The sequence below is a fragment of the Pseudomonas sp. GW456-12-1-14-TSB6 genome (assembly GCF_059424205.1).
Genome location: NZ_JBWKZE010000032.1, coordinates 1 through 18,597 on the forward strand (window position 1 = coordinate 1; position 18,597 = coordinate 18,597).

An 18,597-nucleotide genomic window follows, 5' to 3' on the forward strand; every position below is an offset into this window, starting at 1 on the left:
CGTCCCAAGAGCGGACGCGGAGCGTCCATTGAGGCATTCCCACGCAGAGCGTGGGAACGATCAATCTCCAGTCGAACAAAAAAACAAGCAACACCCGAAACATTCGCCGAACTCGGCCTCTGCCATAAATCCAATAAAATCCGGAGTAAGTCGCCCATGGCTCGTTTGCAACGCACCCTTTCGCTAGGGTCGGTGGTGCTGTTCGGCATCGCCTATATGACGCCAATCATTGTTCTCGGCACATTCGGCATCCTCGCCCAGTCCACCGCCGGCATGGTGCCCGCCGCGTATCTGGCGGCGCTGGTGGCGATGTTCTTCACCGCCATGAGCTACGGGCGCATGGCCGCCGCATTCCCGGTGGCCGGCTCGGCCTACAGCTACGTGCGCAAAGCCATCAGCCCGAAACTCGGTTTCATCGCCGGTTGGGCGGTGCTGCTCGATTATCTGTTTCTGCCGATGGCGATCTGGCTGATCGGCGCCGCGTACCTGGCTTCGGCGTTCCCGTCGATTCCGCAGTGGATCTGGGTGCTGGCGTTCATCGGCATCACCAGCGCGATCAATATCATCGGCCTGAAACTGGCCAACGGCATCAACGCCTTGCTGATGCTGGTGCAGTTTCTGGTGCTGATCGCCTTCGTCGCACTGTGCGTGCATTACGTCGGCGGCGATGCCAGCACGCCGTTGTGGTCGATCAAACCGTTCTTCAACGGCGACATGCAGATGCCGCTGATCATGAGCGGCGCGGCCATTGCCTGCTACTCGTTCCTCGGCTTCGATGCAGTCAGCACCCTCACCGAAGAAACCCGCGATCCGCGCCGCACCATCCCTCGGGCAATCATGCTGATCACTCTGATCGGCGGGCTGATTTTCGTCGGTGTCTCGTACTTCGTGCAGATCGCCCATCCGTCGTTCCAGTTCGACAGCGTCGACTCGGCGGCCTACGAAATTGCACGCAACATCGGCGGTGATCTGTTCGTGTCGATCTTCCTGATCGGCCTGATCGTCGGTCAGTTCGCCTCGGGTCTGTCGGCGCAGGCCAGCGGTTCGCGGCTATTGTTTGCGATGGGCCGTGACGGTGTGCTGCCCAAGTCGTTCTTCGGCACTTTGCACGAGCGCTTCGGTACGCCGGTCAACAGCATTCTGCTGTGTGCGGTGGTGGCTTTGCTGGCGCTGAAACTCGACGTGACCACCTCGACCTCGTTCATCAACTTCGGCGCGTTCCTGGCGTTCAGCCTGGTCAATCTGTCGGTGATTTTTCACTATTGGATCGGCGGGGATAAAAAAGGTCTGCGCGAACTGGTGCTGTTCCTGGTCTTCCCGTTCATCGGTCTGCTGGCGGACTTGTGGCTGATGGTCAGCCTCGATCACCTGGCGGTGTATCTGGGCCTGAGTTGGCTGGCGATTGGTGTGCTGTATCTGGCGGTGCTGACCGGTGGCTTCCGTCGCCAACCACCGGAGATGGACTTTCAGGAAGCGGCCTGATCAGGCATCAGGCCGCCGGCCGGGTTTGGCGCAACGGCAGTTGCACGCGGAACGTCGTACCGAATCCCGGTTTGCTGCTGACGGAAATGTCACCGCCGTGTTTTTTCACGATGCCATAGGACAGGGACAGGCCCAGGCCCGTCCCCTGGCCGACCGGTTTGGTGGTGAAGAACGGGTCGAAGATCTTTTGCAGGGTTTCGGGTGCAATGCCCGAGCCCGTATCGGCGACTTCGATGACTGCCGATTCTCCCTGCACGCCAGTGCGCAGGGTGATGGTGCCGCGCTCCGGGCCCATGGCCTGCGCCGCGTTGACCACCAGGTTCATGATGACCTGATTGATTTGCGAGGGCAGGCATTCGATGTCCGGCAGCTCCTGATACTCCTTGATCACATCGGCCTTGTACTTGAGCTCGCTGGCGACAATGTTCAGGGTCGATTCGATGCCCTGTTGCAGATTGGCCCACTGCCATTCCTGATGGCTGTCGACCCGGGAGAAATCCTTCAGGTCCCTGACGATCTGGCCGACCCGAGCGATGCCTTCCTTGGATTCCCTGATCAGCACCGGAATGTCTTCGAGCAGAAAATCCAGTTCGAGGTCCTCGCGCAATTGCTGCAACTGCCCAGCCAGTTCGGCGGGCAGGGTTTGCCCGGCGGTGTGATAGGCGCCGAGCATGGCGAGCAGTTGCTGGAAATAGCCGTCGAGCGTGCCGAGGTTGGAGGAAATGAAACCGATCGGATTGTTGATTTCATGGGCGACGCCAGCGGCCAGTTGCCCCAGCGAAGCGAGCTTCTCCGATTGCACCAACTGGCCTTCCAGCTGTTTGCGTTCGTCGATTTCCCGCTGCAAGGCTTCGCTGGCCTGCTTGAACTGGGCGGTACGCTGATCCACCAGATGTTCCAGGTGATGCATTTGCAGCGACGCGCGCTCGGTCATCTGCCATTTGGTCAGAAGGGTGTTGGCCATCTGCTGGACTTCGATGTTGTCGAAGGGTTTTTTCAGAATCAGCAGCCGGTCATGGGCGTGCAGACGATCCAGCAATTCGTCCCAGGAATAGTCGGAATAGGCGGTACAGACCACCACCTGCAACTGCGGATCCTGCTGCCACAGCGCTTCGATGGTTTGCGCCCCGTCCCAGCCGTCGGGCATGCGCATGTCGACGAACGCCAGGGCGTAGGGACATTGTTCCTGCAAGGCCAGGTTGAGTTTGGCCAGGCCTTCTTCCCCTCCGTAGGCCGAGTCCAGTTCAAAAACCGCTCGCCGGGGTCTGGCGGTTTCGCCGAACAGCGCGGCTTCCATTTCGTCCATCTCTGCGGACTGCGCTGAAGCCGGGGCGAGGATCTTGCGAAAGTCTTCGTGGATCGACGGCATGTCATCGATCAGCAGAATGCGGCGGTTCGACAATTCGATCATGCGTTCTCCGTTACCGCGATCAGCGGAATCTGCAAGGTGAACAGGGCGCCCTGGCCAGGTCCGTCGCTGTGGGCCGTGAGGTGGCCGTTCATCTCGATGGCCGCCAGGGCGCAACTGTGCAGGCCGAAGCCGTGGCCCTCCTTGCGAGTGGTGAAACCGTGGGCAAAGATCCGCGTCATGTTTTCCGGGGCGATACCTTCGCCATCGTCCTTGACGCTGATTTCCAGATAATTCCCGTCGACGATTTTTACGCCCAGGGTGATGGTGCGCGGGCGGTTGCTGAGGTCGGACATCGCGTATTTGGCGTTGCTGATCAGGTTGATCAGGATCAGCAGCAAACGGTGTTTGTCACCCATCACCTGCGGCACTTCGGCGTAGTCCTTGACCACTGTGACGTGGTGCCGGGTCAGGGCTCCGGCGTTCATGCGCAGGGCGTCTTCGAGCAGTTCGCTGATGTACAGCGGCTCGGTCAGGCTGCTGGCCCCGGCATAGGATTGCTGGGTGGCGACGATGTCCTTGATGTGATCGACACTTTTGTTCATCTGGTTCAGTTCGTCGACCATTTCCTGCTGTTCCTGGGCGATGGCAACGACCAGTTGATTGAGATAACCGGGCAGCAATTTGCCCTTGGGGTCTTCGCTGAGGAACTGGCCGAGGTCGTCGGGGTGTTCGTTGATCAGCTGCATGGCCTTGCCCAGCCCCAGGGTCTTGCTGTTGCGTAACTTGCGCGCGATCAGGTCGGAGGAAATGTTCACGCTGTTGAGCACGTTGCCGACGTTATGCAGCACGTTGGTCGCGATCTCGGCCATGCCGGCCTGGCGTGCGGCGTCGAGCAGTTCGCTCTGGGCGTTCTTGAGCTCCCGGGTGCGTTCCTCGACCCGTTGCTCCAGCACATCGTTGGCGGTTTGCAGGGCTGCGTTGACCCGGTTGATCTCGGCGAAACTGCGGATCAGACGGATGGCCAGCCACAGCAGCGACAGCATCAGCAGGACCGAGAACAGCAGCAGATAGAAGTGATATTTCCTGTCGATTTTTTCGACCCGCTGCTGATCCCGGTTGAGCATGTTGGTGATGTTGTCCAGGCGCTCGGCCACCGGAACCGCCTCAATCTCCTCGAGCAAGCGGTTGACGATCGGCTGCTCGCGCAGGATCAGGCTGATGTGATTGCTCAGGATCCTGATCGGGGCTTGAAAGTCCTGGGGCAGGCGTTGCGCGTTCACCGCCAGTTTGTTCAGGCCCAGGACGATATCGGCGGCCTTGTCGTCGGAGGTGACCTGAGAGAACTCAAGTGCGCTGAGCAGCAGGTCATAGGTATCGGTGGCGATGTTCTGCACCTGAATCTTGTCGAGATCGGACAGGCCGGCCAGTTGTGCCTGAATGTCATCTTCGGCGGTCGGCAGGAACGCCAAGGAGTTGCGCAGCAAGGCGTTGTGCGACTTGAACTGCTCCACCAGCCGGGTCTTTTCCTGCATCGCCTTGAGAAAACTCTCGTGGGCTTCGTCCCATTGTGTCGAGTCGTTGCGCCCGTGGCCGGACTCCATGGTGTCGAAGCGTTCCCACAGGCGGTTCATCTCGCTCATCGGCGAGACCAGCGGGTCGTAATTGTGGGAGATCGCCACCCGGGCCTTGAGGATTTCGTTTTCCCACAGCGAGTCCTGCTGCTTGATCTGGCGGATCAGGTCCCGGGATTCGGTGTAGGCCGTCGTCTGCTCGGTGCTGGACTTGAGGTAGAGAAACACCAGGATCGAGGCCAGCAGCACGGCGACGAGCCCGATCAACATCAGGCTGACACGGCGTGAAACCTTCATCATGGCTGGCCCTCCGGATGGCCGGTCAGGGTCTTGAGAAACAGGATGATCAGGGTCTTGTCTTCTTCGCTCGGCATGCGCCCCAACTGATACTGGAACATCACGTCCACGGCCCGTTCGAGGGTGGGCGCCGAGCCGTCATGGAAGTACGGTGCGGTCAGCGCGACATTACGCAGGCTCGGCACCTTGAACACGGCGCGGTCGGCTTCGTCGCCGGTCACGTTGAAACGGCCCTGGTCGGCCACCGTCGGGTTACCGCGATCGGCGATGTAGTCGCCGAACACGCCAAATTTCTGGAACATGTTGCCGCCGATGTTGACGCCCTGATGGCAGGCAATGCAGCCGTACTCCTTGAAACGCTGATAGCCGTATTTTTCTTCGAGGGTCAGGATATCGGTATTGCCCAGCAGGTACTGATCGAAACGGGAGTCGGGGGTCAGCAGCGTGCGCTCATAGGTGGCCAGCGCATTCTGGATATTGGCCCGGTTCACGGCATCGGGGTAGGCGGCACGAAAGCTTTGACCATAGGCTGCGTCGTCAGCGATCCGTTGCACGACGGTGTTCCAGTCGCTGCCCATTTCGTGGGGGCTGGTGATCACGACGTTGCTTTGTTCTTCCAGGGTTTCGACGCGGCCGTCCCAGAACTGGCGGAAATTGAGGCTGGCGTTGAATACGGTCGGCGTGTTGACCGCCACCGGTTGCCCATCGAAGCCGTTGGAGAAGGCGCGGGTGTCGGCGCCGCTTTTATCCAGTTGATGGCAGCTGGCGCAGGACAGCGTGTTATTGATCGACAATCGCGGGTCATGGAACAACTGGCGCCCCAGCTCGACCCGCCTGGCATCCAGGTGCGGCATTGGCGGCAAAGGTTTCAGCGGCTCGTCCAGCGGTGCGGCGATGGCATTTGCGCACAGACCGAGCAGTAGAACCAACGACCCCGGGCGATTCATGAAACACCCCACGTGCCAGGCTGAGCAGACTCCAGCAACCGGGCGAAGGCCTCTGCCGGCAAGGCCTTGCTGAAATAAAAGCCCTGGCCCTCCTCGCAGTGGTGAGCCCTGAGAAACTCCAACTGTTGTGCTGTTTCCACACCTTCGGCAATGACGTTGAGGTTCAGGCTCTTGCCCAGGCTGATGATCGCGCCGACCAGGGCTGCATCACCGCTGTCATGGCTCAGGCCGCGAATGAACGACTGATCGATTTTCAGCACATCGATGGGAAAGCGGCGCAGATAGCTCAGGCTGGAATAGCCGGTGCCGAAGTCATCGATGGCCAGCCGAACCCCCAGCGCCTTCAGCCTGCCCAGCGCGTTCATCGTCGCATCGACGTTCTGCATCAGCACACCTTCAGTGATCTCCAGTTCCAGCAGACGGGGATCGAGCCCGGTCTGTGCCAGTACCTGCTCGATGCCCTCGACGAAATGGCGCTGGCGAAAGTCGATGGCCGAGGTGTTGACCGACATGCGGATCGGCGGCAAGCCCGCCTGTTGCCAGTCCCGGGTCTGGCGGCAGGCTTCGGCCAGCACCCATTTGCTCAGCGGCACGATCAGGCCACTGTCTTCGGCCACCGGTATGAAATCCGACGGATAGACCCAGCCATGTCCCGGTTTTTGCCAGCGCACCAGTGCTTCGGCGCCGACCACCCGGCTACTGGCCAGGTCGATTTTCGGCTGGTAATGCAGGACGAATTCGTGCCGCTGCAGGGCCTGGCGAATGCCCGTTTCGATGCCTTGCTGTTCCCGGGCACGCTGGTTCATCGCCTCGATAAAGAAAGCGATCTCGCTCGGCCCGGTTTCCTTGGCGTTGCGCATGGCCGTTTCAGCTTTTTTGATCAATTCGATGGCTTCGAACCCGTCGTCGGGATAGATGCTGATGCCCAGACTGGCCGTGATGCTCACGGGATGCCCGACAATCGTCTGTGGAATACGCATGGCGCCCAGCAGTTTCTCGGCAATGCTGCGGGTCTGCTGCGGGTGGTTGATGTCGCTGAGCATTACCACGAACTCGTCGGAGCCATAACGAAAGACCGAATCCGATTCGCGCACACAGGCGAGCAATTGCTGGCCGACCCGTTTGAGCATCTCGTCGCCCGCCGGGTGGCCCAGGGCATTGTTGATGCGCTTGAAGCGATCAAGCCCGAGAAACATCACCACCAGTTGTTTGTCATGGCGCCGGCAGGCGGCCAGCGATTGAGTCAAACGGTCACCGAGCAAGGTGCTGTTGGGCAGGCCGGTGAGGCTGTCGTACTGCAACAGGTGCGAGACCTTGAGCAATTCATGCACGCGGGCTTCGATGGTCTGCTCGAGACTGAGCATCTTCAGCGCCGCGTCCTGGGCCAACTGCCATTTCCAGGTCAGGGCATTGGCCATCTGGCGGATTTCCAGGGTGTCGAACGGTTTTTTCAGGATCAGCAACTGATCGCCGAATTCCAGTCGTTCGGCCATGGCCTCCCAGCTGTAGTCGGAATAGGCGGTGCACAAGGCAATTTGCAGATTCGGATCGACCGCCCACAGTTTTTCGATGGTTTCCAGACCGTCCCAACCGGGCGGCATGCGCATGTCGGTGAACGCGAGGGCATAAGGCCGGCCTTCTTCCACCGCATGCTGCACCAGTTTCAGCGCTTCCTGCCCCTGATAGGCGGAGTCGAGCTGGAACGTCAGGTGCGATGATTGCCGGGTGCCGAACAGCGTTTGCTCGAGCGTATCCAGGTCTGCTGCACCGCTGGTGTCCGGGGTCAGTATCTTGCGAAAGTCATCATGGATCGCCGGGGTATCGTCGACGATCAATATGCGCCGGTTGGTCTGCGCAAAAGGTGTTTTCATCCCTCGTCCTCCCTGGGCAGCGGGGCGGTCGCGTTCCCGTCCTTCAGCAGGCGGGCCGCCTGTTCGGGGCTGACAGCCTCCCTGAAGCAAAGGCCTTGCACGTTTTTCAGCGGGACCGAAGAGGCGAGGGCGTCATCCCGATCTGTGGGCTGGACGCTTTCGGCGCTGATGTCGATCGCCAGATCCCGGGCGAAATTGACGATCGCTCGCAGGGTATTGGCGCTGCCTTCATCCTGGGCTGCACTGTCGATCAGGGATTGGGCGAGTTTGAGGTGATTGACCCGGTAGGTTTTCAGGTAATCGAACGATGAGTATTCGGTGCCGAAATCGTCGATGGCGATCTTTACCCCAAGCTCACTCAGGCGCGGCAGCACATCGTTGTGGGTCCATTTGGTCTGGGCCAGGGTCGCTTCGGTGACATCGAAACGCAGATCCCACGGTGCCAGTTCCCAGCGGGCGGTGGTGCGCAGCACGTCATAGATGAGTTCCGGGCCGCTCTTGAGTTGCGCCAGGGAAATCCTGATCGCCATCACCGGAGGCGCCACTCCCTCGTTTTGCCACTGGCGCATCTGCCAGCAGGCGTGATCCAGGATCCAGCGACCGAGCGGGATGATTGCGCCGGTCTTTTCCGCTGCCGGTACGAAGGCCGACGCCGGCAGCAGACCAAGCCGGGGATGTTGCCATTTGACCTGCGCGGCCATGCCGAGAATCTTGCCGCTGTGCATGTCCACTTCCGGCGTGTAGTCGAGCTTCAGTCCTCCCTGAGTCAGGGCGGTCATCAACTCCTCGGCCAGGGTCATGCGCTCGGCGACTTCGCGAGTGATTTGCTCGGAATGGAACTGGTACTGATTGCGCCCCGTTTCCTTGGCGCGGTACAGCGCCATGTCGGCGCCGGCCAGCAGACTGTCGGCATCCAGACTGTTGGCGCGGTACAGGCAGATGCCGATACTGACGGAAATGCGCAAGGCATTGCCTGCCAGTTGGTAGGGCTCCAGAAGCGCATCGCGGATCTTGGTCGCGATGGCAGCAGACTGGGTCGGGTCGCTGACGTCCAGTTGCAGGATCGCGAACTCGTCTCCGCCCAGCCGTGCGACCACGTCATTTTCCCGTACATTGGATTTGATCCGTTGCGCCACTGCCTGCAACAACAGATCGCCGACCGGATGACCGAGGGTGTCGTTGATCCGCTTGAAGTGATCCAGATCCAGGTAAAACACCGCAAAAGGTGCCGCTCCCCGACGCGCGGCGGCGAAGGCCTGATGCAGACGCTCGATCAGCGTGGCGCGATTGGCCAGTCCCGTGAGTCCGTCGGTGCGGGCCAGCAAGGCCATTTTCTCTTCGGCCAGCCGGCGTTCGGTGATGTCAAGAATGATCCCCTCGACTTCCAGCAGGCGGCCGTCGTGATCGCGCACCGGGATGTAGCGGTTTTCCACCCAGCGCCAGTCGCCCGCGCCGGTACGCAGGCGAAACTCGATGGAGGCGCCTTCGGCATGCCGATCGAGCACCCGGCCCATGGCGGTATCGACACTGACCTGATCGTCCGGGTGAATCAGCGTCTGCGCCCAGTTGGCCGAACCCACCAGATCAGCCGCGACATGGCCGTAGCGGGTGATGTTGTGGGAGATGTACATCAGCGGAAACGACGGTTCACCGCGCAACCGGTAGAGGATGGTCGGGCTGTTCTGCACGATGATGTTGGCGTCGGACAGTTCCCGGGTACGCTCCTGAACCGCCTGTTCCAGCAGGTTCATCTTCATGGCGGCGTCTTCGGTCATTTGCCACTTGACTGTCAGGGCGCTGGCCATCTGACGGATTTCGATCGCGTCGAAGGGTTTTTTCAGGATCAGCAGGCGATCGGTCAGGGCCAGCCGCCGGTCGATGTCTTCCCACGAGTAATCGGAGTAGGCGGTGCACAGGGCCACCTGCAGCTTGGGATCGACCTGCCACAGCCGCTCGATGGTTTCCAGGCCATCCCAGCCCGGCGGCATGCGCATGTCGATGAAGGCCATGGCGTAGGGGCGGCCGGCGGCGAGTGCGGCTTCGACTTTGTCCAGCGCTTCGCGGCCCTGATAGGCCGAGTCGAGTTCGAAACGGTCTTTCGGTGCGACGGGGGCGGAGGACGCATCGCCGAACAGCAGGCTTTCCGTTTCATCCAGGCTGTCGGCTTCAGCCGTGGCCGGTTTGAGGATCTTGGCGAAATCGTCATGGATCGACGCGGTATCGTCGACGATGAGCACGCGGCGGTTGGTGTGTCCGGGTTGCGCACTCATGACGCAATACCCGTGTGTTCACGCACATTCGTCATCGGGAGCATCCTTTTCCCCTCATCACATGCCTGCGCGCAGGTCGATGGTGTCGTCCAGCGACTTGAGCATAGTTGCCAGGGCGCAACTTTGCCTGGCGTGGTGTAACAGGGGATTTACACGCGCCCTGCGAAAATCATCTAGCCTGTGATTCAAGCGCGGGCAAGCAGGGGAGGTCTGCCGGCGCGGCAGTCATGTCCAACGTTTTTCACGAGGCTTCGCCATGGAAGAGCCGTCCGCCCCGATTTCGCCGCCCCGGCCCAAAGTGCTGCTGGTCGATGACGAAGAACCGATCCTCAACAGCCTGCGCCGCCTGTTGCGCGGTCAGCCTTATGACGTCTTGCTGGCCACCAGCGGTGCCCAGGCGCTGGAAATACTCGAACAGCAACCGGTGAATCTGGTGATGAGCGATGCGCGCATGCCCAACATGGATGGCGCCACGCTGCTGGCGCGCGTTCATGAGCTGTACCCGGCGACTGCGCGGATCATGCTCACCGGCTACGCCGACCCTTCGGCGATCATCAAGGCCATCAACGAAGGGCAGATCCACCGTTACATCAGCAAACCCTGGAACGACGAGGAAATGCTGCTGACTTTGCGTCAGGCCCTCGAGCATCAGCATCTGGCACGCGAGCGCGAACGTCTGGAAAAACTGACGCGAGTGCAAAACGAACAATTGAAATTGCTCAACAGCACCCTGGAAAAACACGTCGCCGCCCGTACCGCCGAACTGCAGCAGACCGCCGACATGCTCGACCTGGCCTACGAGGAGCTCAAACACAGTTATGTGACCGGCACCGAAGTGTTCTCGCTGCTGGCGAATTTGCGTCTGCCGCCGGCCAAGCAGACCAACCGGCAGATCATCGAGCTGGTACGCGGCTACTGCAAGGTTCATCGGCTGGACGAAGCCGCCAGCCGCGACCTGACCATGGCGGCGGCGCTCTACAACATCGGCAAACTGAGCTGGACCGACAGCATGATGACCACGCCCTCGGACCTGCTGCACTCCATAGAGCGCGACCGCTACCGTGCCTATCCGAAACAGAGCGAATCGCTATTGATGACCCTCGACCCGATGAAGGACGCGGCGCGGCTGATCCTGCACCATCAGGAACACTGGGACGGCACAGGCTTCCCCGACCGTCTCAAGGGCGAAGCCATTCCCCTGGGCTCGCGCCTGTTGAAACTGGCGGTGGATTTCGTCGAATTGCAGCGCGGGTTGATTCTCGAACGGCAGATGAACAGCGATGAAGCGCTGTTGTACCTGCGCCAGTACGCCGGCAAAGTCTATGATCCCGAGCTGATCGAGGACTTCGTCAAGGTCTGCGCAATGGTCAGCGACATCACCCTGGCCGATCCGGACGTCAAGGTCATGGGCACCCGGGAGCTGGCGGCGGGGATGATCCTGGCGCGCAACCTCAATGCCGACAACGGCATGTTGCTGCTCAACGCCGGCAAAGTGCTGAGCGCTCCGCTGGTTGAAAAACTGATCAGTTTCGAGGCCATGGAGGGCGGCAAATACAAGGTATTCGTAAAGGTGCCGCAAGAGCCTGAGACGACGCTTGCGGCCCAGGGTGGATGACGCTGGCGCGGCCGGCATGGGATCCTTGCGGCTTTTCTCAAGGCCGGTGGCTGACCCATGACTTCTGTATCCGCAGTTTCCCCCCGCATCATCCGTATCGCCGCCGCGCTGCTGATCGGTCCCGACGGCCAGACCCTGCTGGTGCGCAAGCGCAATACCACGGCGTTCATGCAGCCGGGCGGCAAGATTGAGGCCCATGAACTGCCGGTGCATGCGCTGGCCCGTGAGCTGGAGGAAGAACTGGGACTGGTGATCGATCCGGCGCAGGCGAGCTTTCTCGGTCAGTTCTCGGCACCCGCTGCCAACGAGCCGGGATTCGTTGTGCAGGCCGAACTCTTTCAACTGACCATCGACGCCAGGGTGTCTCCGGCCGCCGAGATCGAAGAGGTGATCTGGATCGACCCGGCCACCGACGGCGATGTGGTTCTCGCCCCATTGACACGCGACCTGATCCTGCCGTTTTATCGAGCCTCGCTGACTGCGATCGCCTGATCATTCGTGCAAAGGACTTCGTCATGATCCCGCTTCAAGACCTGTTGATTTTCGCCGCCGCCGCCCTGCTGATGGTACTGACGCCGGGGCCGAACATGATCTACCTGATCTCGCGGTCGATCTGCCAGGGACGTCGCGCCGGGGTGACCTCGCTGCTCGGCGTGGTGGCGGGGTTCTTCGTGCATCTGTTCGCGGCGGCCGCCGGTTTGACCGCGGTGTTTCTCGCCGTGCCGATGGCCTATGAAGTGTTGAAGTGGGCCGGCGCGCTGTACCTGTTGTGGCTGGCCTGGCAGGCGGTGAAACCCGGCGCCCGCTCGCCGTTCGAGGCGCAACAGTTGCCGGCGGATTCTTCGCGCAAACTGGTCACCATGGGTTTTCTCACCAGCGCACTGAACCCGAAAATCGCGGTGTTCTACCTCTCGGTATTCCCGCAGTTCATCACCCCCGAGCACGGCTCGGTGTTCACCCAGAGCCTCATCCTCGGCCTGACCCAGATCAGCGTCAGTTTCAGCGTCAACCTGTTGATCGCGCTGTTCGCAGCGGGGATCGCTTCGTGGTTCGTCAACAATCCGACCTGGCTGGCGGCGCAGCGTTATTTCATGGGCTTCGTGCTGGGCGGCCTGGCCGTGCGGCTGATGCTTGAACAGCGCAAGGCCGCCTGAACATGTGGATCGAGCGGCTGGACGCCAGTCATGCGCTGGCCTATCGCGAATTGATGCTGGAAGCCTATGACCGGCATCCGCAGGCGTTCACCTCCAGCGTGCGCGAACGTGCAGTGATGCCGTTGAGCTGGTGGGAATCACGCCTGACCAGCAAGCTCGACGCGGTGTTTGGCGCGTTCGAAGAGGGCCGGCTGGTGGGGATCGTTGGCCTGGCGTTCGAGCCTCGGGAGAAGGCCCGGCACAAGGCAACGGTGTTCGGCATGTATGTGTCGGCCGAGTTTCGTCAGCGCGGGCTGGGGCTGAAATTGATGGAGGCGGTGCTGGGGGAAGCGCAGCAGCATCCGGCGCTGAAAGTCATTCAATTGACCGTCACCGCCGGCAATGACGCGGCGTTTCATCTGTACCAGCGCTGCGGCTTCATCCAGTTCGGCCTCGAGCCGATGGCGGTGCGGGTCGGCGAGGACTATTTCGACAAGATCCACATGTGGTCCCAGCCTTTCGTGCCAACCGCCAGTCTCAACGAACCGCGCTGACCCCATCCAGGGTCGAGAACGAGGTGTCCTTGGCCGTCAGCAGGAAATCGCGCATGTACGGCGCGTCCAGCATGTCGGCGCGGATTGCCGCGTACAGCGTCGCGAACAGACCTTTCTCGCCCAGCCGCTTGCCCTTCACGTAACCGCGCGAGCTGTATTCATGCAGCGCCCAGTGCGGCATGCCGCACACGCCACGGCCGCTGGCCACCAGCTGCATCATCATCACCGTCAGCTCTGAGGTGCGCACCTGCGCCGGTTCGATGTCGGCCGGTTCGAGGAAGCGGGTGAAGATGTCCAGCCGATCACGTTCCACCGGATAAGTGATCAGGGTTTCGGTCAGCAGGTCTTCGGGGACGATGTACGGTTTGCTCGCCAGCGCATGCTGATTGGCGACCGCGAGCATGGCTTCGTAGGTGAACAGCGGCACGTAGGTGATGCCGGCGATTTCCAGCGGGTCGGACGTCACCACCAGATCCAGGTCGCCGCGAGCCAGCGCCGGCAGCGGGGCAAACGAGAAACCCGAAGCGAGGTCGAGTTCGACTTCCGGCCAGGCATCGCGGAACTGGTCGATGGTCGGCATCAGCCACTGGAAGCAGCTGTGGCATTCGATGGCCATGTGCAGACGCCCGGCGGTGCCACCGGCCAGCCGTCCGATATCACGTTCGGCGGCGCGCAGCAGCGGCAGGGTCGCGTCGGCCAGTTGCAGCAGGCGCAGGCCGGCGCTGGTGAAGCGCACCGGTTTGGTCTTGCGCACGAACAACGGCATGCCCATGCGCTCTTCCAGCTCCTTGAACTGGTGGGACAGCGCCGACTGGGTCAGGTGCAGGCGGTCGGCTGCATCGACCAGGCTGTCGGCTTCACGCAGGGCATGCAGGGTTTTCAGGTGACGGATCTCAAGCACCGCAGGCTCCATGAGGAAAATTTGTGATCAACACGAAAAGGTTGAGTTTGGCTCATGTTGCCCTGGCTGTCGACAATGGCGCCATCTTTTACGCAATGGAGAACACTCGACATGGCCGTGGCACACACTCTGGGTTTCCCGCGCATCGGCGCCGACCGCGAACTGAAAAAAGCCCTCGAAGCGTACTGGAAAGGCGATCTCGATCAGGCCGCTCTGAATCAGGTCGGCCGCGAGCTGCGCGCCAGGCACTGGCAATTGCAGAAGGACGCCGGCATCGACCTGCTGCCGGTCGGCGACTTCGCCTGGTACGACCAGGTGCTGACCCACTCGCTGACCTTCGGTGTGATCCCCGAGCGCTTCGACGGTGTGCGTGACGAACGCGGTCTGCCGACCCTCGACACCTTGTTTGCCATGGCCCGTGGCGCCACGTCTTCCTGCTGCGGCGGCGAGCACGGCAAGACTCAATACGCCCAAGAGTTGACCAAGTGGTTCGATACCAACTACCACTACCTGGTCCCGGAGTTCACCGCCGACCAGCCATTCAAGCTGAGCTGGGATCAGCTGTTCGATGAAGTCGAAGAAGCCAAAACCCTCGGTCACAACGTCAAACCGGTGATCATCGGCCCGCTGACTTATCTGTGGCTGGGCAAGGCGAAAGGCAACGATTTCGACAAGCTCGATCTGCTTGAGCGCCTGCTGCCGGTGTACAACGAAATCCTCGGTCGCCTCGCCGCCCAGGGCGTGGAGTGGGTGCAGATCGACGAGCCGATCCTCACTCTCGACCTGCCGCAGGCGTGGAAAAGTGCCTTCGAACGCGCCTATCACATCCTGCAGTACTCGCCGCTGAAGAAACTGGTGGCGACCTATTTCAGCGGTCTGCAAGACAACCTCGGCCTGGCCGTCGGTCTGCCGGTGCAAGGCCTGCACATCGACGCCGTACGTGCGCCCGATCAGCTCGGTCAGGTGCTTGATCGTCTGCCGACCTACAAGATTCTCTCGGTCGGCCTGGTCAACGGGCGCAACGTCTGGCGCTGCGAACTGGAGCAGGCGCTGGCGCGACTGCAACCGGCGCAGGAGCGTTTCGGCGACAACCTGTGGGTCAGCAGTTCCTGCTCGTTGCTGCACAGCCCGGTGGATGTCGAGCGTGAAGACAAGCTCGATCCGGAACTGAAAAGCTGGCTGGCATTCGCCGTGCAGAAGTGCAGCGAAATCTCGGTGTTGCGTGATGCGCTGAACGACCCGCAAGCGCCGAACGTGCAAAGCGCACTGGCCGAAAGCCGCGCGATTCAGGAGAGCCGCGCCCGCTCGCCGCGTATTCACAAGGCCGACGTGCAAGCGCGGATCGAGGCGATCAATGCCAGCGACAGCCAGCGGCATTCGCCGTTTGCCAAACGCATCGCCGCACAGCAGGCGCGTTTGAAATTGCCGACGTTCCCGACCACCACTATCGGTTCGTTCCCGCAGACTGGATCGATTCGTCTGGCCCGTCAGGCGTTCAAGCAGGGCAAGCTGTCGGCCAACGACTACCACGATGCCATGCGCAGCGAAATCCGCCACGCGGTGCAGGTGCAGGAACGTCTGGGCCTCGATGTACTGGTGCACGGTGAAGCCGAGCGCAACGACATGGTCGAGTACTTTGCCGAACAGCTCGACGGTTATCTGTTCACCCGTTTCGGCTGGGTCCAGAGCTACGGTTCCCGCTGCGTCAAACCGGCGGTGATTTATGGCGACCTCAGCCGTCCGAACGCCATGACCGTTGACTGGATCAGCTACGCCCAGAGCCTGACGGACAAGGTGATGAAAGGCATGCTGACCGGTCCCGTGACCATGCTGATGTGGTCGTTCCCCCGCGAAGACGTGTCGCGCAAAGTCCAGGCGCAACAACTGGCGCTGGCCCTGCGTGACGAAGTGGTCGATCTGGAAAACGCCGGGATCAGAATCGTGCAGATCGACGAAGCGGCGTTCCGCGAAGGCCTGCCGCTGCGCCGTGAGCAATGGCAGGAATACCTCGACTGGGCGGTGCAAGCGTTCCGTCTGACTGCGTCGGGTGTGAAGGATGAAACCCAGATCCACACCCACATGTGCTACAGCGAATTCAACGATGTGATCAAGGCGATCGCCGACATGGATGCCGACGTGATCACCATCGAAACCTCGCGTTCGGACATGGAATTGCTCGAGGCCTTTGAAGCGTTCGACTACCCGAACGACATCGGCCCGGGTGTCTACGACATTCACTCGCCGCGCGTGCCGGATACCGCCGAGATGGTCAAACTGATGAGCAAAGCCGTGAAGCGCATTCCGGCGCAGCGTCTGTGGGTCAACCCCGATTGCGGCCTGAAAACCCGCGCCTGGCCCGAGACCGAAGCGGCACTGGTCAACATGGTCGCCGCGGCGCGGCAGTTGCGCAGTCAGTTGGCGTAATACCTCAGAACCGGCCCACATCGAAAAACCGCTGAGGCTATGCATTCAGCGGTTTTTTTCGCTCAGCTCCAGCGTTGGGGGAAAGTCTGCCCCGGTGTGTAATTCACATTGTTGATGTAAAGCGAACCTTTGTTTTTATAAGGATCTGAGGGACCCGAGAATCGAACTTCGACCCTCTTTACGTCAGCCGGCATATTGCCGCTGTAGTTAAAGACTGTATCCGTGGGTTGCAGCGGCGCCAGGCCAAAGTCCGCCTGAATCAATTGACCGCCTGCGTCGAAGCCCGAAATGAAATAAACCAGGAACGGGTGAGTAACGTAATCAAATGGAGGCAGGTAGTACTGGGCAGTGGGTGCGGATGCACTGAAACTCAGGGTAAAAGACCCGGAGGGGGCTTCGAACTGGGTATAGAGCAAGATGCCGTCATCCACTCCAGGGTGCAGTTGCGCCTGGAAGCTGCGGTTGTGATTGACCACGTCGGCTTTGCCCTGAAGAGCCTGTGCGATCCATGGGGTAAAACTGCCCGACTGGAAATCTCCGTTTGGAATGAGATTCGCGCTCATATTGCCTCCCTGATGCGTTGATGGCCGCCTGTCGGCCGAGAATTCATGCTGTGTCAAAGGCAGTTTTTTAACGACTGTCAGATCTGACAGTCCCGACAAGCGGTAGGTGGCACAGGCACTTGCTGGACTCTCGCCGATTCGACCGCTCGGCACTCTTCATCAAACTGTCATCGAACTGTGGCAGCGCGCTTGAACAAACTTCATCAGACTCGCGTTCTACTGGGGTTCTGCGTTTCGGTGTTTTTCATGTTCAAGGGATTTTTTGCAATCGCGGCGTTGTTGGCCGCGGTTTTTTGCGTTCCGGCGTCCTACGCGGCGTCGCGTTGCGACGTCAATGTACCGACCGAACGGGTCGATCTGGAGCAGGTGAGCCTGGCGTACCAGAGCATCGGCCGTGCGTCGGATCCGGCGCTGTTACTGGTGATGGGCCTGGGCGGCCAGTTGATCCACTGGCCGGATGAAGTGGTGGTTGCGCTGTGTCAGCAGGGCTTTCGGGTGATCCGTTATGACAACCGCGATGTCGGTCTGTCGACCTGGCGCCAGACGCCGGCCGAAGCCAACCTGACCTTTGAGGTGCTGCGCTACAAACTCGGCCTGCCGGTGGCGGCGCCTTACAGCCTGACCGACATGGCCGACGATGCGCTGGGCCTGATGGATGCGTTGCACGTCGAGCAATTCCACGTGCTCGGCGCGAGCATGGGCGGGATGATCGCCCAGCACATGGCGGCGATGGCGCCGCAACGGGTCGAAAGCCTGACGCTGATCATGACCAGCTCCGGTGCCGAAGGGTTGCCGGCGCCGAGCGCGGCGCTGGTGCAATTGCTGTCACGGCGCGGCGCGCCCAATCGCCAGATTGCCCTGGAGCAACAGGCCGATCTGCTGGCCGCACTGGGCAGCCCTTCGGTCAGCGATGACCGGCAGGCCTTGCTGCATCAGGCGGCGCTGTCCTATGACCGGGCGTTCAATCCCGAAGGCGTGAAGCGTCAGATCATGGCGATCCTTGCCGAACCGAGCCGGGTGGCGTTGCTCAATCAACTGCGCGTCCCGACCCTGGTGGTACACGGCACGGCTGATCCGTTATTGCCGGTGATGCACGGCGTGCACCTGGCGGCGCATATTCGCGGCAGTCAGCTGCGGCTGATTCCGGGGCTGGCGCACCGCTTTCAGGAAGCGTTCAAGGAACCTTTGCTGGCGGCGGTGTTGCCGTATCTGCGCGAGCATCGCGAAGACACGTCGCACTGGGCGCAGATCGAACCGGTGGCGGAACACAACCTGCTCTGACTCAGGCGTGCAGCCGCACCCACACCGACACCAGCACCGTCGCTGCCATCAACCACGCCACCGCCGCCACCGCCAGCGAAGCTTCGAGGCGCATGCGGTCGACCATCACGTACAGCGTCGCCAGATACACGAAGTACGGAATGATCGACCACATGCCGAAGACGATGGTGGTCTTCAGGTCGTCTATCGAACGGCCCTTGCCGACGATGTAGTGGGCGATCAGGGCGAAGGTCGGGAACAGCGGCACCAGCCCTGCGATGTAGTAGTTTTTGGTCTTGGCCAGCATGGCGAGGATCACCACCACGGCCGCGCCGAGCATTGCCTTGAAAATCAGATC

At 61.1% G+C, this 18,597-nt stretch carries 15 protein-coding genes; 7 read left to right on the top strand and 8 right to left on the bottom strand.

Annotated elements, in window-relative coordinates; all coding sequences use genetic code 11:
- Positions 1-156: 156 nt before the first annotated feature.
- Positions 157-1,482 carry an APC family permease gene (locus tag AC07Y2_RS23915; RefSeq protein ID WP_103387021.1) on the top strand — a complete coding sequence of 442 codons (1,326 nt, stop codon included), beginning with the start codon at positions 157-159 and terminating at the stop codon, positions 1,480-1,482.
- A 7-nt stretch (positions 1,483-1,489) separates the two neighbouring features.
- Here AC07Y2_RS23915 and AC07Y2_RS23920 read toward each other — a convergent pair whose 3' ends face one another.
- From AC07Y2_RS23920 to AC07Y2_RS23940, 5 genes are read right to left on the bottom strand one after another with little or no spacing between them, the layout of a single operon-like run.
- Positions 1,490-2,893, bottom strand: a complete 1,404-nt coding sequence (locus AC07Y2_RS23920; RefSeq protein ID WP_207273907.1) for an ATP-binding protein — start codon at positions 2,891-2,893, stop codon at positions 1,490-1,492.
- Positions 2,890-4,704 carry a DAHL domain-containing sensor histidine kinase gene (locus AC07Y2_RS23925; RefSeq protein ID WP_039765801.1) on the bottom strand — a complete coding sequence of 605 codons (1,815 nt, stop codon included), beginning with the start codon at positions 4,702-4,704 and terminating at the stop codon, positions 2,890-2,892. The genes AC07Y2_RS23920 and AC07Y2_RS23925 overlap by 4 nt, the downstream gene beginning before the upstream one ends.
- A complete protein-coding gene (locus AC07Y2_RS23930) occupies positions 4,701-5,648 on the bottom strand; it encodes a cytochrome-c peroxidase (protein ID WP_039765802.1) in 948 nt (315 codons plus the stop codon). The genes AC07Y2_RS23925 and AC07Y2_RS23930 overlap by 4 nt, the downstream gene beginning before the upstream one ends.
- Entirely contained in the window at positions 5,645-7,519 is a 1,875-nt protein-coding gene (locus tag AC07Y2_RS23935) for a putative bifunctional diguanylate cyclase/phosphodiesterase (protein ID WP_103387019.1), read from the bottom strand. Before AC07Y2_RS23935 ends, AC07Y2_RS23930 begins: the two co-directional genes overlap by 4 nt.
- Positions 7,516-9,789 (bottom strand): GGDEF/EAL domain-containing response regulator, encoded by a 2,274-nt coding sequence (locus AC07Y2_RS23940; protein WP_103387018.1) that lies wholly within the window; start codon positions 9,787-9,789, stop codon positions 7,516-7,518. The genes AC07Y2_RS23935 and AC07Y2_RS23940 overlap by 4 nt, the downstream gene beginning before the upstream one ends.
- 256 nt (positions 9,790-10,045) lie before the next feature.
- Here AC07Y2_RS23940 and nosR point away from each other — a divergent pair, with 256 nt between their 5' ends.
- The 4 genes from nosR to AC07Y2_RS23960 are packed head-to-tail and all read left to right on the top strand — an operon-like array spanning position 10,046 to position 13,091.
- Entirely contained in the window at positions 10,046-11,404 is a 1,359-nt protein-coding gene (gene nosR / locus AC07Y2_RS23945; protein ID WP_103387017.1) for a response regulator c-di-GMP phosphodiesterase, NosR family, read from the top strand.
- Between the two features lie 57 nt (positions 11,405-11,461).
- On the top strand, positions 11,462-11,896 hold the full coding sequence (locus tag AC07Y2_RS23950; RefSeq protein WP_064599170.1) for an NUDIX hydrolase: 435 nt from the start codon (positions 11,462-11,464) through the stop codon (positions 11,894-11,896).
- A 23-nt stretch (positions 11,897-11,919) separates the two neighbouring features.
- Entirely contained in the window at positions 11,920-12,558 is a 639-nt protein-coding gene (locus tag AC07Y2_RS23955) for a LysE family translocator (RefSeq protein ID WP_039765811.1), read from the top strand.
- A 2-nt stretch (positions 12,559-12,560) separates the two neighbouring features.
- Positions 12,561-13,091 (top strand): GNAT family N-acetyltransferase, encoded by a 531-nt coding sequence (locus AC07Y2_RS23960; RefSeq protein ID WP_039765813.1) that lies wholly within the window; start codon positions 12,561-12,563, stop codon positions 13,089-13,091.
- Here AC07Y2_RS23960 and metR read toward each other — a convergent pair.
- Positions 13,075-13,992, bottom strand: a complete 918-nt coding sequence (metR, locus tag AC07Y2_RS23965) for a transcriptional regulator MetR (RefSeq protein WP_007953158.1) — start codon at positions 13,990-13,992, stop codon at positions 13,075-13,077. The two genes, AC07Y2_RS23960 and metR, sit on opposite strands and share 17 nt — an antisense overlap.
- A gap of 111 nt (positions 13,993-14,103) precedes the next feature.
- Between metR and metE the strand changes: the two genes are divergently transcribed.
- The gene (gene metE, locus AC07Y2_RS23970; protein WP_103387016.1) at positions 14,104-16,416 is read left to right on the top strand and encodes a 5-methyltetrahydropteroyltriglutamate--homocysteine S-methyltransferase; all 2,313 of its coding nucleotides are present in this window, start codon (positions 14,104-14,106) and stop codon (positions 16,414-16,416) included.
- Positions 16,417-16,478: 62 nt separating this feature from the next.
- Here the strand turns inward: metE and AC07Y2_RS23975 are convergent, their stop codons facing one another.
- Entirely contained in the window at positions 16,479-16,979 is a 501-nt protein-coding gene (locus AC07Y2_RS23975) for a hypothetical protein (RefSeq protein WP_039765818.1), read from the bottom strand.
- 246 nt (positions 16,980-17,225) lie between these two features.
- On the opposite strand from AC07Y2_RS23975, the gene AC07Y2_RS23980 reads away from it, so the two are divergent.
- A complete protein-coding gene (locus tag AC07Y2_RS23980; RefSeq protein ID WP_039765820.1) occupies positions 17,226-18,260 on the top strand; it encodes an alpha/beta fold hydrolase in 1,035 nt (344 codons plus the stop codon).
- 1 nt (position 18,261) lies between these two features.
- Here AC07Y2_RS23980 and AC07Y2_RS23985 read toward each other — a convergent pair whose 3' ends face one another.
- Positions 18,262-18,591: a GlpM family protein gene (locus AC07Y2_RS23985; RefSeq protein WP_162831789.1), complete on the bottom strand. Its 330-nt coding sequence runs from the start codon at positions 18,589-18,591 to the stop codon at positions 18,262-18,264.
- Between the last annotated feature and the right edge of the window lie 6 nt (positions 18,592-18,597).

Coding starts and splice junctions, on each gene's coding strand:
- AC07Y2_RS23915 (WP_103387021.1), top strand. CDS start 157: ATGGCTCGTTTGCAACGCACCCTTTCGCTAGGGTCGGTGGTGCTGTTC.
- AC07Y2_RS23920 (WP_207273907.1), bottom strand. CDS start 2,893: ATGATCGAATTGTCGAACCGCCGCATTCTGCTGATCGATGACATGCCG.
- AC07Y2_RS23925 (WP_039765801.1), bottom strand. CDS start 4,704: ATGATGAAGGTTTCACGCCGTGTCAGCCTGATGTTGATCGGGCTCGTC.
- AC07Y2_RS23930 (WP_039765802.1), bottom strand. CDS start 5,648: ATGAATCGCCCGGGGTCGTTGGTTCTACTGCTCGGTCTGTGCGCAAAT.
- AC07Y2_RS23935 (WP_103387019.1), bottom strand. CDS start 7,519: ATGAAAACACCTTTTGCGCAGACCAACCGGCGCATATTGATCGTCGAC.
- AC07Y2_RS23940 (WP_103387018.1), bottom strand. CDS start 9,789: ATGAGTGCGCAACCCGGACACACCAACCGCCGCGTGCTCATCGTCGAC.
- nosR (WP_103387017.1), top strand. CDS start 10,046: ATGGAAGAGCCGTCCGCCCCGATTTCGCCGCCCCGGCCCAAAGTGCTG.
- AC07Y2_RS23950 (WP_064599170.1), top strand. CDS start 11,462: ATGACTTCTGTATCCGCAGTTTCCCCCCGCATCATCCGTATCGCCGCC.
- AC07Y2_RS23955 (WP_039765811.1), top strand. CDS start 11,920: ATGATCCCGCTTCAAGACCTGTTGATTTTCGCCGCCGCCGCCCTGCTG.
- AC07Y2_RS23960 (WP_039765813.1), top strand. CDS start 12,561: ATGTGGATCGAGCGGCTGGACGCCAGTCATGCGCTGGCCTATCGCGAA.
- metE (WP_103387016.1), top strand. CDS start 14,104: ATGGCCGTGGCACACACTCTGGGTTTCCCGCGCATCGGCGCCGACCGC.
- AC07Y2_RS23975 (WP_039765818.1), bottom strand. CDS start 16,979: ATGAGCGCGAATCTCATTCCAAACGGAGATTTCCAGTCGGGCAGTTTT.
- AC07Y2_RS23980 (WP_039765820.1), top strand. CDS start 17,226: ATGTTCAAGGGATTTTTTGCAATCGCGGCGTTGTTGGCCGCGGTTTTT.